The organism is Kitasatospora sp. NPDC093806 (assembly GCF_040683335.1).
In the GTDB taxonomy this organism is placed as follows: domain Bacteria; phylum Actinomycetota; class Actinomycetes; order Streptomycetales; family Streptomycetaceae; genus Kitasatospora.
In genome coordinates this window covers 21,629-34,781 of the sequence record NZ_JBFBDO010000042.1, presented here as the reverse complement: position 1 = coordinate 34,781, position 13,153 = coordinate 21,629, and the positions used below count along the sequence as shown (strand labels likewise).

General features: G+C 74.8%; 10 protein-coding genes. All 10 read right to left on the bottom strand.

Annotation, left to right across the window (positions count from 1 at the left end):
- Position 1: 1 nt before the first annotated feature.
- The 10 genes from AB0N76_RS20675 to AB0N76_RS20630 all read right to left on the bottom strand — a co-directional run bounded on the left by AB0N76_RS20675 (position 2) and on the right by AB0N76_RS20630 (position 13,033).
- Positions 2–1,000, bottom strand: a complete 999-nt coding sequence (locus AB0N76_RS20675) for an ABC transporter permease (protein WP_363558943.1) — start codon at positions 998–1,000, stop codon at positions 2–4.
- On the bottom strand, positions 997–2,694 hold the full coding sequence (locus AB0N76_RS20670) for an ABC transporter substrate-binding protein (RefSeq protein WP_363558942.1): 1,698 nt from the start codon (positions 2,692–2,694) through the stop codon (positions 997–999). The genes AB0N76_RS20675 and AB0N76_RS20670 overlap by 4 nt, the downstream gene beginning before the upstream one ends.
- 213 nt (positions 2,695–2,907) lie before the next feature.
- The gene (locus tag AB0N76_RS20665; RefSeq protein WP_363558941.1) at positions 2,908–4,812 is read right to left on the bottom strand and encodes a dynamin family protein; all 1,905 of its coding nucleotides are present in this window, start codon (positions 4,810–4,812) and stop codon (positions 2,908–2,910) included.
- A complete protein-coding gene (locus tag AB0N76_RS20660) occupies positions 4,809–6,815 on the bottom strand; it encodes a dynamin family protein (RefSeq protein ID WP_363558940.1) in 2,007 nt (668 codons plus the stop codon). Before AB0N76_RS20660 ends, AB0N76_RS20665 begins: the two co-directional genes overlap by 4 nt.
- A gap of 38 nt (positions 6,816–6,853) precedes the next feature.
- A complete protein-coding gene (locus tag AB0N76_RS20655; protein WP_363558939.1) occupies positions 6,854–7,225 on the bottom strand; it encodes a hypothetical protein in 372 nt (123 codons plus the stop codon).
- Positions 7,226–7,236: 11 nt separating this feature from the next.
- Positions 7,237–9,027 (bottom strand): Hsp70 family protein, encoded by a 1,791-nt coding sequence (locus tag AB0N76_RS20650; RefSeq protein WP_363558938.1) that lies wholly within the window; start codon positions 9,025–9,027, stop codon positions 7,237–7,239.
- A gap of 175 nt (positions 9,028–9,202) precedes the next feature.
- Positions 9,203–9,508: a hypothetical protein gene (locus AB0N76_RS20645; RefSeq protein ID WP_363558937.1), complete on the bottom strand. Its 306-nt coding sequence runs from the start codon at positions 9,506–9,508 to the stop codon at positions 9,203–9,205.
- Complete coding sequence (locus tag AB0N76_RS20640; protein ID WP_363558936.1) at positions 9,505–11,796, bottom strand: Hsp70 family protein; 2,292 nt, start codon at positions 11,794–11,796, stop codon at positions 9,505–9,507. The genes AB0N76_RS20645 and AB0N76_RS20640 overlap by 4 nt, the downstream gene beginning before the upstream one ends.
- 271 nt (positions 11,797–12,067) lie before the next feature.
- Positions 12,068–12,478 carry a nuclear transport factor 2 family protein gene (locus tag AB0N76_RS20635; protein ID WP_363558935.1) on the bottom strand — a complete coding sequence of 137 codons (411 nt, stop codon included), beginning with the start codon at positions 12,476–12,478 and terminating at the stop codon, positions 12,068–12,070.
- A 102-nt stretch (positions 12,479–12,580) separates the two neighbouring features.
- Positions 12,581–13,033, bottom strand: coding sequence for an ester cyclase (locus AB0N76_RS20630; RefSeq protein WP_363558934.1), 453 nt, complete (start codon positions 13,031–13,033; stop codon positions 12,581–12,583).
- Between the last annotated feature and the right edge of the window lie 120 nt (positions 13,034–13,153).

Below are 13,153 nucleotides of genomic sequence, written 5' to 3'. Positions count from 1 at the left end.
TTCAGCCCGTCCTCAGTCGTGGGTCGATGACGAGGTAGAGCAGGTCGAGGAGGGTCGAGATCACCACGAAGACCAGCGCGGAGAGCAGCACCAGCCCGACCACCAGCGGCAGGTCCTTGTTGGTGGTCGCCTGGAGGGTGAGCGCGCCGATGCCGGGCCGGCCGAACACCGACTCGACCAGCACCGCCCCGCCGAGCAGCGACCCGGTGAGCCAGCCGGTCAGGGTGACCACCGGGACCGCGGCGTGCCGCAGCGCGTGCCGCCACACCACCGCCGCCGAACCGAGGCCCCGGGCCCGGGCGGTGAGCGCGAACGGCCGGCCGAGCGCCGCCTCCAGGCCCTCGCGGAGCACCTGGGCGAGCATCCCGGCCACCGGCAGGGCGAGCGTGACGGCGGGCAGCACGAGCGCGGCGAATCCGTCGTCCCCGGCGACCGGGAAGATCCGCAGCTGGAAGGAGAAGGCGGTGAGCAGCAGGATGCCGATCCAGTAGGAGGGACTGGAGACGGCGAGCAGTTCGGCGAACGAGCTGAGCGCGCGCAGGGCGGGCCGCCGGCCGGCCGTGGCGACGGCCGCGCCGAGCGCCAGCAGGACGGCCAACCCGAGCGCGGTGAGGCCGAGTTCGACGGTCGGTCCGAGCTGGTCGGCGATCAGGTCGACGACCGGGCGCTGGAGCTGGTAGGACTCGCCGAGGTCGCCGGTCAGCAGGTGGCCGAGGTAGGTCAGGTACTGGACGGGCACCGGCTGGTCGAGCCCGTACTGCTGCTGGATCGCGGCCTTCACCTCGGGGGTGGCGGCGGTGCCCGGGCCGAGCATGACGGTGACCGGATCGCCCGGGATCAGCTGGAGGGCGGCGAAGGCGACGGTGGCGGCGCCGAGCAGCACGGCGAGCGCGCCGAGCAGGCGGCGCACCGCCGCCCGCACCAGGCGGGCGGCGGTGGCCGCGCGGGCGGCGGTGGCCACCGGATCGGCGGCGGCCGGTCGAGCGCTGTCGGTGCTCACTTGGCGAGCCAGGCGCCGTGGAAGGCGAGCCAGGTGTTCGGGTCCGCCTTGAGGCCGCGCACCTTGACCGAGCTGCCGACCACGGCGGTCCGCACGTACAGCGGGACGATCAGGCCGAGCTCGATGGCCCGCCGCTGGGTCTTGGTGTAAACGTCCTGGCGGACGGCCTTGTCGAACGTCCCCTTGCCCGTCGTGGTCCACTCGTCGAGCTGGGCGTCCTGGTAGAAGGTGGCGTTCTGGCCGCCGGTGGAGGGCTTGCTGGCGCTGTGGAAGTACAGCCGCAGCACGTCCGGGTCGAAGCGGGCCCAGCTGTAGTCGGCGATGTGCTCCTTGCCGCCGTAGGTGTTGGCGATGAAGGTGCCGATGTCCAGCCGGGGCCGGGTCACCTCGACGCCGATCTTCTTGAGGTCCGCCTGGATGGCCTGACCGAGGGTCTCGCGCTGCTCGCGGACGTACTCGGCGGGCGGCAGCGGCCACTCCAGGGTGAGCCGCTTGCCGTCCTTCGTGCGGTAGCCGTCGCCGTCGCGCGCCGTCCAACCCGCCTCGTCCAGTGCCTTGTTGGCGGCCGCCTGGTCGTACGGCCAGGACTTCTCCAGCGACTTGTCGTAGTACGGGGTGCTCGGCCCGACCGGGCTCCAGGCGCGCTTGTAGACGCCGAAGTAGACGGACTGGACGTCGGTGTCGAGGTCGATGCCGCGCTGGACCGCCTTGCGCACCAGCGGATCGTCCAGCGGGGCCTTGCTGGTGTTGAGGACGAGCGCGTAGTTGGCACCGGGCGCGTCGGTGGCGATGGTGCGCAGCTTCGGGTCGCCCTGGACGGTGCGGACGTCGGCCGGCGGGATCGGCTCGGCCACCTGCACCTGGCCGCTGTTGAGCGCGCCCACCCGGACCGAGTCCTCGGCGAGGAAGCGGATGGTGAGCTTCTCCAGGTAGGCCGGGCCCTGGTGGTTGGCGGACGGCGGCGCCCAGTTGTAGTCGGGGTTGCGGGTGAAGACGGCGCTCTGCCCCTTGGTGTAGGAGCTGAACACGAACGGGCCGGTGCCGACGTCGGCCGGACCGCCGGCGCCGAGCTTGGTGCCGTTCTCCTTGATCGCCTTCGGGGAGTAGAAGCCCAGGTAGGCGGTGCTGGCGGCCTGAAGGAACGGCGCGAAGGGCTCGGCGAAGGACACCTTGACGGTGCGCGGGTCGATCACCTCCGTCCCGGTGTACGGGCCGAGCAGGCTGGCCGCGTACTGGGACTTGGTCTCCTTGGCCACGATCCGGTCGAAGTTCGCCTTGACCGCCTCGGCGTCGAACGGCGTGCCGTCGGTGAACTTGACGCCCTCGCGCAGGTGGAAGGTGTAGCTCTTGAGGTCCGGCGCGACCTCCCAGGAGGTGGCCAGCCAGGGCTGGAACTCCCCCTTGTCGTCCTGGTGGACGAGCGAGTCGAAGACGTTGCGCTGGATGGCGCCGGTGATGTCCTGCTGGCTGACGTGGATGTCGAAGGAGATCGGCTCGACGTCGGTGGCGTAGGTCAGCGCCCCGCCCTGGACCGGCTGCTCGGCGGTGCCGTCCTGGCCCGCGGTCGCGCCCGCTCCGGAGCCGGAACCGGGTCCGGTGCCGGTGCCGGTGCCGGAGCTGCAGCCCGCCAGGAGCAGCACCCCGGCGGTGAGGGCGGCGAGCAGCGGGAGGGGCCGGGGCCCGGTGATGGGCATGCTGGTGACTCCGTGATGGTGGGAGGGGGTGTGCTGGGAGGGATGCCGAGAAGGTATCGACGCCCCGGTGGCGGCGAACCCCTACCGGACCCCTAGCTCACCCTTACCGGGCGGCGGCGGGTGGCGGGCGTGGCGGACGGGGTCCGGCGGGCGGGTGACTGGTGCGGCGCTTGACGTCGGGCGGGCGGGTGACGGACGCGCGGTCCCGTGCCGTCAGAGCCCGGCGGCGAGCCGTTCGTAGCTGCGGCGGAGCACCTGGCAGGCGCGGCGGGCCGGGCCGGCGAAGGTGGGGTCGGTGGTCAGCGTCGACCAGTGGGCCAGCCGGTCCAGCGCCGCGCGGCGCAGTTCGGCGCGGCCGGTGCCCTCGGGCAGGCCGAGCCGGGCGGCCGTGCCGGTGCCGAACTCGCCGATCACCCGCCGCAGTTCCAGCCGGTCGGCCTCGGCCAGGTCGGCGAGCCGCCCGTCGTAGCAGTCGCGCAGCACGGTCAGCTCGCGGAAGGCGTGCTGCTGCACCTCCAGGTCGACGAAGCGGCCGACCGCCCGGTCGACGGCGGCCCGGAGCCGGGGGTCGGTCGCCCCGCCGGGTGGGAGCGTGTCGGGGAGGGTGCGGGCGCGGTCGACGATGCGGCGCAGCTTGATCAGGTCGGCGCGGGCCCCGAAGTGGTCGGCGAGCAGCCGGCGGAAGTCCGCGAGGCCGCTGCGCCGGTCGAGTTCGGCGCGCAGCTCGGGCAGGTTGTCGACGCCGTCCCGGATCAGCCCGCAGGCGAGCGTCAGGCCGTAGCCGGCCAGCAGCCCGAACAGCCGCTCGCGCCGGTCGGCCGGGACGGGCAGGTCCGGGTAGGGGCGGGTGGTGAAGTACGGGCCGCGGGCGGCGCGCCGGGCCAGCAGGACGGGCTCGACGGTGGCGAGCGCGGCGAGGTCGGCGTGGTCCGCCTCGGTGAGCTGTCCGGCGGCGGCACCGACCAGGCTGCACACCGGGCGCAGGTCGTACATCAGCCGGGTGCCGCCGGCGGCGGTCATCACCCGGTCGGCGACCCGGCGCCCCTCGGCGAGCGGGTCGGGGTGCTCGGGCCAGTACAGCTCGGTCTTGGTGAGGACCCCGACGGTGGTCAGCGCGCCGCCGGGGGTCCGGGTTCCGCCGGGGGCCGGGGTGCCCGGGCGGGGTGTGCCGCCCGGACCGCCGCCTGGGTCGGCACCCGGGCCCGTACCTGGGCCGCCGCCCGGGCCGAAGCCCGCGCCGGTGAAGTCGGCCAGCAGCTCCTCCTCGCCCTGCGCGAGGCCGCGGGCGAAGACCAGCACCAGGGCGTCGGCGCTGCCCGCGTGACCGAGCGAGTCGGCGCGTACGTCGTCCGCCGAACGCCCCAGGAACCGCAGGGTGTTGGCCGAGTCGACGCCGAGCACCGAGTCCAGGCCCGGGGTGTCCACCAGGTCGAAGGAGCGGAGGTAGGGGCTGGGATCGGTGACCACCAGGTGGTCGATCGCCCGCAGCCGGTCCCGGTCCGCGGGGTCCTCGTCGCCGCGCGCCCGGGCGGTGAGCGCGCGCAGCTCGTCCGGGTGGTGGCGGCTGACCGGGCGGCCGTCCTTGTAGTGGACGGTGACGGTGCGGTCCGGGCCGTGGGTGAGCCGGCTGACGTTGAAGGTCAGCTCCTCGGCGCCGGTCTCCACCCGGTGCGCCCCGAGCAGGGCGTTGACCAGGGTGGACTTGCCCGCGCTGACCCGGCCGACCAGGGCGACCCGCATCGGGCGGGCGGCCAGTTCGCGGTAGCCGTCGAGCGCGTCCAGGGCGGGGAGCAGGGCGTCCGGGGCCCGGTAGCGGGGGCCGAGCAGCTCGGCGGCCTCGGCGACGGCGCGCTCGGTGGCCTCGCGGACGGTGTGGTCGGGGGCTTCGAGGGTGGTGGGGTCGGGGCCAGGGTCGGTCGGTTCGGCGTCGGTGGGCGACGCCGGGCGTTCGGAGGCGGCGCGCGCGGGTGCGTGCCCGTCCGGCGGCAGGTGCGGTGGCGCGTGCGGCGGCGCGTGCGGTGGGGTCGGCTCGCCGCCGCCGCGTCCGAACCGCCACCAGCGGCCACGTCCGGCCGAGCCTGCCGGCCCCGCCGAGCCCGCCGAACCGGCCGGGCTCACCGGGCCTCCGCCAGCAACGCCGTCAGCCGCGCGCCCAGCTGCTCCACCCCCGCTCTGACCTCCGTCAACGGACGCCGCTCCAGGCCGAGTTCGGCGGCCCGCCGGGTCGCCTGCTCCCAGGTGGCGCTCTGCGCGGCCGCCAGCCGGGCCAGGGTGTCCCGGCCTGCGGCCTGTTCGCGGGCGATCCGGCTCTCCAGCTCTGCCCGCACCGCCTCCGCCAGCGTCCGCGTCAAGTCCCGGACGGCATTGGCCAGATGGGCGTACTGGCCGGCCCGCATCGCCTCCAGCTCGGTCCGCAGACTGTTCCGGCGGGCCGTCCGGTCGGCGATCTGCTGGTCCCGGACCGCGCCCCGGTACCCGGCCACCCCGCCGAACAGCGCGCCCACCACCGAGCCGATCGAGGAACCGATCTGGGCCCCCACCGCCGTCCCGGCCCCGGGCAGCACCAGGGTCCCGATGATCGCGCCGATCGCACCCGCCGCCAGCCCGCCCGCCGTCGTCCCCATCCCGGAGCCGGAGGACACCGCGCGCAGCCGACCACCGCCGCGCGCCGCACGTTCCCCCTCCCCCAGCCGCCCGGTCACCGCCAGCGCCGGCACCGGCGGCTCCGGCAGCCCGCCGGCCGGGCGGGCGTCCAGCTCCAGGCCGTTGCGGCGGGCGAAGTCGGCCTGGAGCTCCGCCGCCCGCGACCCGGCCAGCTCGCCGACCGTCCCGGTGACCAGTGCCGCGTCCGCCGCCAACTGCCCGACCAGCCGGTCCGGATCGGCCAGCATCGCCTCGTCGTAGAGGTACTCGGTGCGGAACCGGTGCCACACCTCGTCCAGTTCGCGCTGCGCCCGAGTGCCCAGCGCTCGCCCCAAATCAGCCACGGAGTCGACCAGTTCGCGGCGCCAGCGGGCCTCGGAGGAGGCCAGTTCGGCGATCCGGCGCTGCCGCTCCTCGGCGTCCGACCGGAGTTCGGCGAGCCGGGTGCGGGTCTCGTCGAGCAGGGAGTGCAGCTCGGCGTCGACCGGGGCGAGCATCGCCCGGGCCGAGGCCTCCAGTTCGGCCAGCGCCCCGCCCACCAGCAGCGAGGCCCGCCGCCGGGCCAGCGCCGACCAGAGCACCCGCTCGAACTCCTCGAAGTTGCTGATCTCCAGGTCCTCCGGGTCGCCGTCGGCCAGGAAGTCCAGCTTCGCCCGGGCCGAGACCGGCACCAGCGGGACCTCATCGGGGGCGAGCCCGGTGGCGGCGGCCAGCTTGGCGAGGGTGTTGGCCTGGATGGCGGTGTAGTCGCCGACCGTGTCGATCTTGGTCAGGGCGAAGACCAGCCCGTCCGTGCCGTCCAGCGCCCGGGACGCGGCCGCCGCCCGGGAGAGGAAGCGCAGCTCGCTCTCGGTCAGCGGCTGGGTCGCGTCGGCGACGAACACCAGCGCGTCCGCCTGCGGAAGGAACCCGGCGGTCACGGCGGTGTGCGCCTGGTAGACCGCCCCGACGCCCGGGGTGTCCACCAGCACCAGACCGGAGGCGAGCCGGGGGTTCGGCAGCCGGACGGAGATCAGCCGCGCCCGCTTGACGTTCCCCGGGTTGCCGGACTCGGTGGCGAACTCGGCGATCCGGGCGCGTGGGATCTCCACCTGCTGCGGCTCGCCGCCGACTTGGTCCTCGGGCGGGTCGAGCGTGACCACCACCCGCTCGACCGGGCCGTACGCGGCGGTGGTGACCAGGCTGGTGGCGAAGTAGGTGTCCCGGGGGAACAGGTCCGGCTCCTCCAGCAGCGCGTTCAGCAGACTGGACTTGCCGCGCTTGAACTCCCCGCACACCACCACCGTCAACGTCCCCTCGCGCAGCCGCCGTTCGGCCGCCGCCAGCCGCTCGGCGGTCACCGCGTGCCGCGCCGCGCCGGCGGCCGCGAGCGGGCCGAGCACGGCGTACAGCGCGAGGGTGTCGGCGCGCAGGGCGTCGAGCGCGCGGGCGGGGGAACGAGGGGCGGGGGAACGGGGAGCGGCTTCGGCGGAGGTCATCCGGATCCTCGCGGGTGCGGTGGGGATGTGTGGCGGGGTCAGATCTGGTCGGGGCCGATGATCCCGCGCAACTCGTCCTCCATCGAGGCGAGTTGCTCAGGATCGGCGTCGAGGATGGCGCGGATCAGGTCGGTCGGGTCGACCGCCGTCGGATCGACCGGGGCGGCGTCGGTGAGCAGCGGGTCGGGGTTCGGCGCCCCGCCGACCTCACCCGGATCACCGGCGGGCCCGAAGGCGTCGGCCTCGATGTCCTCCTCGGCGTGGAGGTCGAGCGCCTCGACCAGGTCGTCGACCAGATCGGTGACGAACTCGGCCGCCTCCTCGACGAATTCGACGACCTCGGCGAAGCCGTCGACCGCGTCCTGCTGGTCCGGCAGGTGCAGCGGGTCCCCGCCGCCCGGGTCGAACATCCGGTCCTCCTTCACCTTCCGCTCCGACGGGCCCGTCCGGTGACGCGCCGGAAGTACCAGAGCAGCCCGAGGCCGAGCAGCCAGATCCCGGCGGTCAGGAAGTGCCACCCGTCCGAACTCATCGACAGCGAGAACAGGACGCCGAACACCACCGCCGCCACCACCGCCGGAAGGGCCAGCAGCCGCGCCAGCGGGAACCGGCGGGTGCCGGTCCAGGCCAGGGCGACCAGCCCGGCGCCGGCGAGCACGACCAGCAGCAGGACGGCGGCGTTCCCGAGTTCCTGCCCGTATCCCACGTGTTCGTAGCAGTAGCCGTGGTAACTGCTCCAGTCGACGCACTCCTTGTTGGCGGCGGCGTTGCTGAACCCCCCGCCGATGGCGATCAGGCCCGCCGCGCCCGCCAGCCAGTCGTACCACCGCACCCCGCGCGAGCCGATGTCGACCGGCGCCGGGCCCGCCGCGACGCCCGCACCGCCCTCTTGCTCCACCGCGAGCAGCCACTCCCCCGCACTCACCGTCTCACCGGGGGCGCGGAGTTGGCGGACGACGCGGCCCGGGGCGGCGGCCGCCAGCTCCAGCAGCGCGCCCTCCGGGGTGCGCAGGGTCCCGAGGGCCGCGGCGGCCGGGTAGCGCGTGCCCGGGTGGACGTGCCACTCGGTGAGTTCGGCGGGTGCGGCGAGGTCCCAGGCGAGCGGGACGGCGTCCGGCTCGGTGGCGGTGGGCAGCAGGCGGCGGTCGGCCGAGCGGGCGGCCCAGGTGGCCGCTCCGTGCACGACGGCCAGATCCGGGTCCTCGACCAGCCGCAGCGGCCGCTTCAGCCGGTCGGCCAGCAGCGCCCCGACCGCCGGGATCCGCGTCGTGCCGCCGACCAGCAGCACCGCGTCGACATCCTTGGCCCGCACCCCGTGGTCGGCGAGCAGCTGCCGGCAGCAGGCCACCGTACGGTCGAGCAACGGCGCGATCAGCGCGTCGAGCCGGGTGCGGGCGACCCGGCTCGCCGGGGTGACGGGGGTGAAGTAGTCCTCCACCTCCGGGGCTTCGCTCAGCTGGTGCTTGATCCGGCGGACGAAGTCGCCGAGTTCGAGCCGGGCTCGGGTCGCCCCGGCGGCCATCAGCGGGTCCAGCCACTCGCGTGCGTCGGCGGCGATGCCCCCGGTGAGCAGCGCGTCGATGTCGCGGCCGCCGCAGTCGTCGAGCGCGGCGTGCCCGAGGACGGTGTGCGAGGCGCCGTCCGGGCCGATCCGGACCAGGGCCGTGTCGAAGGTGCCGCCGCCGAAGTCGTACACCAGCACCGTCTGCCCGGGTGCGAACGGTTCCCCCGCCACGGTGGCGTGGGCGGCCGCGACCGGCTCGGCCAGCAGTTCGACGCTGCGGAAACCCGCCTCCGCGCCGGCCGTCAGCATCGCCTCCCGGCGCGGGTCCACCGGCCCGTACGAGGCGGGCACCGTCACCACCAGCCGGTCCACGTCCCGGCCGATCACCGCCCGCGCCTGGGTCCGGAACTCGGCCAGCACGGCCGCCACCAGGCTGACCGCCGGGAAGAGCCGCCCGCCCAGCACGACCGGCGCGCGTTCGCCCAGGTCGCGCTTGAACTCGGTCCGGTAGGCGTCCGGTTCGGCCCGCTTGCGGCGCTCCGCCGCCGAGCCGACCAGCAGCCGCCCGTCCGGCCCGACGGACACCGCCGACGGCCAGGACAGCAGGCCGCTGGACGGCTCCTTCAGCGGCCGCTCACGCCCGTCCAGGACGACGGCAGCCGCCGAGGAGGAGGTGCCGAAGTCGACGACGAGCACGGGTTCGGTCACGCCGTACCCTCTCTTTCCGTTGTGGGTCCTGTGACGACCTATTGCGATCAGTTCTGCGGTGAGCTCTTGCGATGAGCTCTCGCGGTGATGACGGCCTATCGCAGGGGTTATCCGAATTGCGAACGTTAGAGGTTCTTACGCTGCCTACAGGGGATCGCGATGCTGATGTGGTGCTTCAGTCGCCGTGGCGGGCCAGGCGGACGGCCCAGCCGACCCCGCCGGCGGCCATGAGGTACGGCAGCACGACATCGAGGGCCCCGACGAACCTCCCGTCCGCCCGCACCATCGTCAGCACCACGGCGCCCGCGAGCGCGGCCACCGCGCCCAGCCCCAGGGCCGCACGAGCGCCGGCCGAGTACCCCCGGCCCCGGACGGCGGCGACCGCGCAGGTCACCGTGAGCGCGAGGAGGACGGTGGCGGCGACGACCACGACACCGGTCTCGCCGAGCAGCCAGGGCCCGCGGATCTCGGCGAGGTTCATCGGAGTGCCCCGTTCACCACGACCAGCCCGGCGAAGTACAGCGCACACCAGCTGGCCACCGGCAGGCCCGAGACCCGTTCGCCGAGCCGGTCGGCGGCGGCGAGCCCGAGACCGGTCACCCCGCCCGCGGCGGCGACCCCGCCCGCGAGGATCACGATCCACTCGCTGCCGGAGAACTCCCCGGCCCGGGCCGCGACCAGCGCCACCGCGCCCGCACCGAGCGCGAGGCCGGTCCAGAGCAGTGGCCGGGACCCGCCGGTGGCACCCCGCACGGCCAGCCCCCCGGCGAGCGCGGCGACCAGGCAGGGCAAGGCGACCAGGGGGAAGGCCACCGCGTCGAAGGCGTCGTAGCCCGGCCACGGCGAACCGGCCGCGAACCAGGTCGCTCCGACCGCGAGGACCGCCCCCAGCAGGCCGCGCAGCCAGGTCCGCCACGCCACCGCGTCGTCCCCGCGCCCGCGACGGCGAACCGACAGGGCGGCGGCGACCAGCGCGGTGCCGAGCAGCAGCGTGCCGAGCGTCTGGAGCTGGTAGCCCACCGGGCTCGCGTCGAACGGGAGCCGGATGTTCGGGCGGCGGTAGCTCGCGTCGGCGACCCAGCCCACCACCGCCACGGTCAGGGCGACGGCCGCGCCGACCGCGGGCCCGGCCGTCCCGGCCACTCCCCGGGCCGCGGCGGTGACCGCCGCCACCAGGGCGACCAGGGCCGCGTAGCCGAGCAGGAGGAACATGCCCTGCCCGGGGTCGACCTGGTCGAGGAGGCCGAGCAGTCCGTAGCCGAGAACGACCGCGCCGAACAGGGCGAGCATCGCCGTGCCGGTGCGGCCGCGCCAGACCGGACGGCCCGGAGGCGGCGCGGGCGGATAGCCGGGTGGATGGCTCAGCGGATGGCCGGGTTGGTAGCCGGGTGGTGCGTGGTAGCCAGGCGACGCCGCCGGGTCGGGCGCGCCGAGCGGCTGGACGGCGAGCAGCCACTCACCCGGGCCGACCGCGGTCCCCGGAGCTGCCAACTGCCGGACCACGGTGCCGGGTTCGTCGGCGGTCAGCTCCCAGAGGCTGCCGTCGGGCAGGCGGAGCGAGCCCAGGGTGGCACCGGCCGGATATGCGACGGCGGGCGGGACGGCCCAGTCCGCGAGTTCGGCCGTCGGGGCGGGGAAGCCCCAGGCCAGCGGCCGGTTGTGAGCAGGGAGGGCGAGCGGGCTGAGGCGGCGGTCGGCGGAGCGGGCGGCCCAGGCGGCGGCGCCGTGCACGACGGCCAGGTCCGGGTCCTCGACCAGCCGCAGCGGCCGGCTCAACCGGTCGGCCAGCAGCGCCCGGACGGCGGGGATCCGGGTGGTGCCGCCGACCAGCAGCACCGAGTCCACGGCCCGGGCCCGTACCCCGCAGTCGGCGAGCAGCTGTCGGCAGCAGATCACCGTCCGGTCGAGCAACGGGCCGATCAGCACGTCGAGTTCGTCGCGGGCGACCCGACTGGCCGGGCCGAGCGGGGTGAGGTAGTCCTCGACCTGGGTGGACTCGGTGAGCTGGTGCTTGATCCGGCGGACGAAGTCGCCGAGCTCCAATTGGGCCCGCAGCGCGCCCGCCCCGCCCGCACCGAGCAGCGGTTCCAGCCAGTCGCGCCCGCGTTCGCGGATCCGCCCGGCGAGCAGCGCGTCGATGTCGCGGCCGCCGCAGTCGTCGAGCGCGGCGTGCCCGAGCACGGTGTGCGCGGCGCCGTCCGCGCCGATCCGCACGAGGGCCGTGTCGAAGGTGCCGCCGCCGAAGTCGTACACCAGCACCGTCTCACCGGCCGCGAACGGTTCCCCCGCCACCGTGGCGTGAGCGGCCGCCACCGGCTCGGCCAGCAGTTCGACGCTCCGGAAACCCGCCGCCGCGCCAGCCGTCAGCATCGCCTCGCGGCGCGGGTCCACCGGCCCGTACGAAGCGGGCACCGTCACCACCAGCCGGTCGATGCCGCGGCCGATCATGACCTGTCCCTGAGCGCGGAACTCCGCCAGCACGGCGGCCACCAGGTCGGCCACCGCGTACTGCCGGCCCCCGAGCGGAACGGGCGCGCGTTCGCCCAGGTCACGCTTGAACTCGGCACGGTAGCCGGACGGTTCGGCCCGCTTGCGGTGCTCGGCCGCCGAGCCGACCAGCAGCCGGCCGTCCGGGTCGACGGACACCGCCGACGGCCAGGACAGCAGGCCGCTCGACGGCTCCTTCACCAGCCGCTCGCCCCGGTCCAGCACCACGGCCGCCGCCGAGGACGACGTTCCGAAGTCCACCACGAGCACCGGTTCGGTCACGCTCCACCCCCTGGACACACCCGGCCGGCGGTGACGGATCCGGCCCGGGTTCGCGGCGAGGATAGCAGCGGCGGATCTTCCGGTTCCGCCGCTTCGGGGCAGGCCGGGGACACCGATGCGATGTCGTGATGGACAGTCCACGGAGGGATGTTGATGGACCGTCAGGTTGTTGCGGAGGGATCGGTGGGGGTACCCGGACGGCCGTTCGGGCGCGCCGCCGCGGCACCGGTCGCGGGCGCCGCCGCGGGTGCCCGGCGCGGGGTGTCGGCGATCAGCCGCGGTGGTGGCGGTGGAGCGGGTAGCGGGGGACGGAACGACGGTGCGCGATCCGCCAGCCGTCCGGGGTGCGCGTGAACACGTCGAAGTAGTCGCCGTTGTGGACGCTGCCGTCCGGCAGGATCGCCAGGTAGCGGCTGCGGCCGCGGACGGTGCCGTCCGGGTCGACGGTGAGCACCGAGTCCACGGTCTGGTGATCCGGGTGCTCCGGGCCCAGATCGCGGGCGAACACCCGGATCTTCTCCAGTCCGGTGAACACCGCGCCGGTGCGGGCGAGTTCGATCACCCCGTCCTCGGCGAACACCCCCGCCAGCGCCTCGGCGTCGGCGTTGTCGAAGGCGTGGGAGAACCGGGCGAGCAGCTGGCGCAGTTCCTCGGCGTCGGCCGGGGTCAGGCTGGTGGTCATGCATGTGCTCCTGAGGGTTGGGCTGGGAGGGAACGGGCCCGGCCGCCGGCGGTGGCGGTCGGCCGGGCCGTGGTGGCTCCAGGTGGGTGGGACCGGTTGCCGTCAGACGGTGGCGGGGGCCAGCTGCTGGACGATGCCCAGGCGGTCCGGCAGCACGTTGTAGCGGACCACCTGACCGTCGCGGACGGTCAGCCAGCTGATGCTGTGGCCGACGAAGGAGCGCCCGGTGGCCGGCACGCCGAACACCGGCCCGACGTGCACGCCCTCGATCCGCCAGAAGGCGATCACCCGGTCACCCTCGGCCACCAGGTCCTCCACCGTCGCCTTGACGTCGCGGACGTTCTCCCAGAGCCAGCGCAGGTGCTCGCGGAAGTCCTCCCGGGTGCCGCTGCCGCCCGGGCCGACCCGGGTCTCATCGGCGGCGTCCTCGGCGACCAGCTCCTCCAGCAGCTCGATCCGCTGCTCGCTGACCAGCTCGTGGTAGTACCGCTCGACCAGGGCCTTGTTCGCCGCCAGGGTCGTCGTGGTGGGGGTGTCGGTCGTCTCGGTGCTCATCGTTCTCGCTCTCCTCGGTAGACGGGGACGGGTGGTTGGGGTTGCTTCGGTACTTCGGTGGTGCGGTACTTTGCGGTACTTCCGTGGTGCGGTACTTAGGTGGTGCGGTACTTCGGAACT

Bases quoted from the DNA above. Each gene is read 5' to 3' on its own strand.
- AB0N76_RS20670 (WP_363558942.1), bottom strand. From the start codon at position 2,694: ATGCCCATCACCGGGCCCCGGCCCCTCCCGCTGCTCGCCGCCCTCACC.
- AB0N76_RS20660 (WP_363558940.1), bottom strand. From the start codon at position 6,815: ATGACCTCCGCCGAAGCCGCTCCCCGTTCCCCCGCCCCTCGTTCCCCC.
- AB0N76_RS20655 (WP_363558939.1), bottom strand. From the start codon at position 7,225: ATGTTCGACCCGGGCGGCGGGGACCCGCTGCACCTGCCGGACCAGCAG.
- AB0N76_RS20645 (WP_363558937.1), bottom strand. From the start codon at position 9,508: ATGAACCTCGCCGAGATCCGCGGGCCCTGGCTGCTCGGCGAGACCGGT.
- AB0N76_RS20635 (WP_363558935.1), bottom strand. From the start codon at position 12,478: ATGACCACCAGCCTGACCCCGGCCGACGCCGAGGAACTGCGCCAGCTG.
- AB0N76_RS20630 (WP_363558934.1), bottom strand. From the start codon at position 13,033: ATGAGCACCGAGACGACCGACACCCCCACCACGACGACCCTGGCGGCG.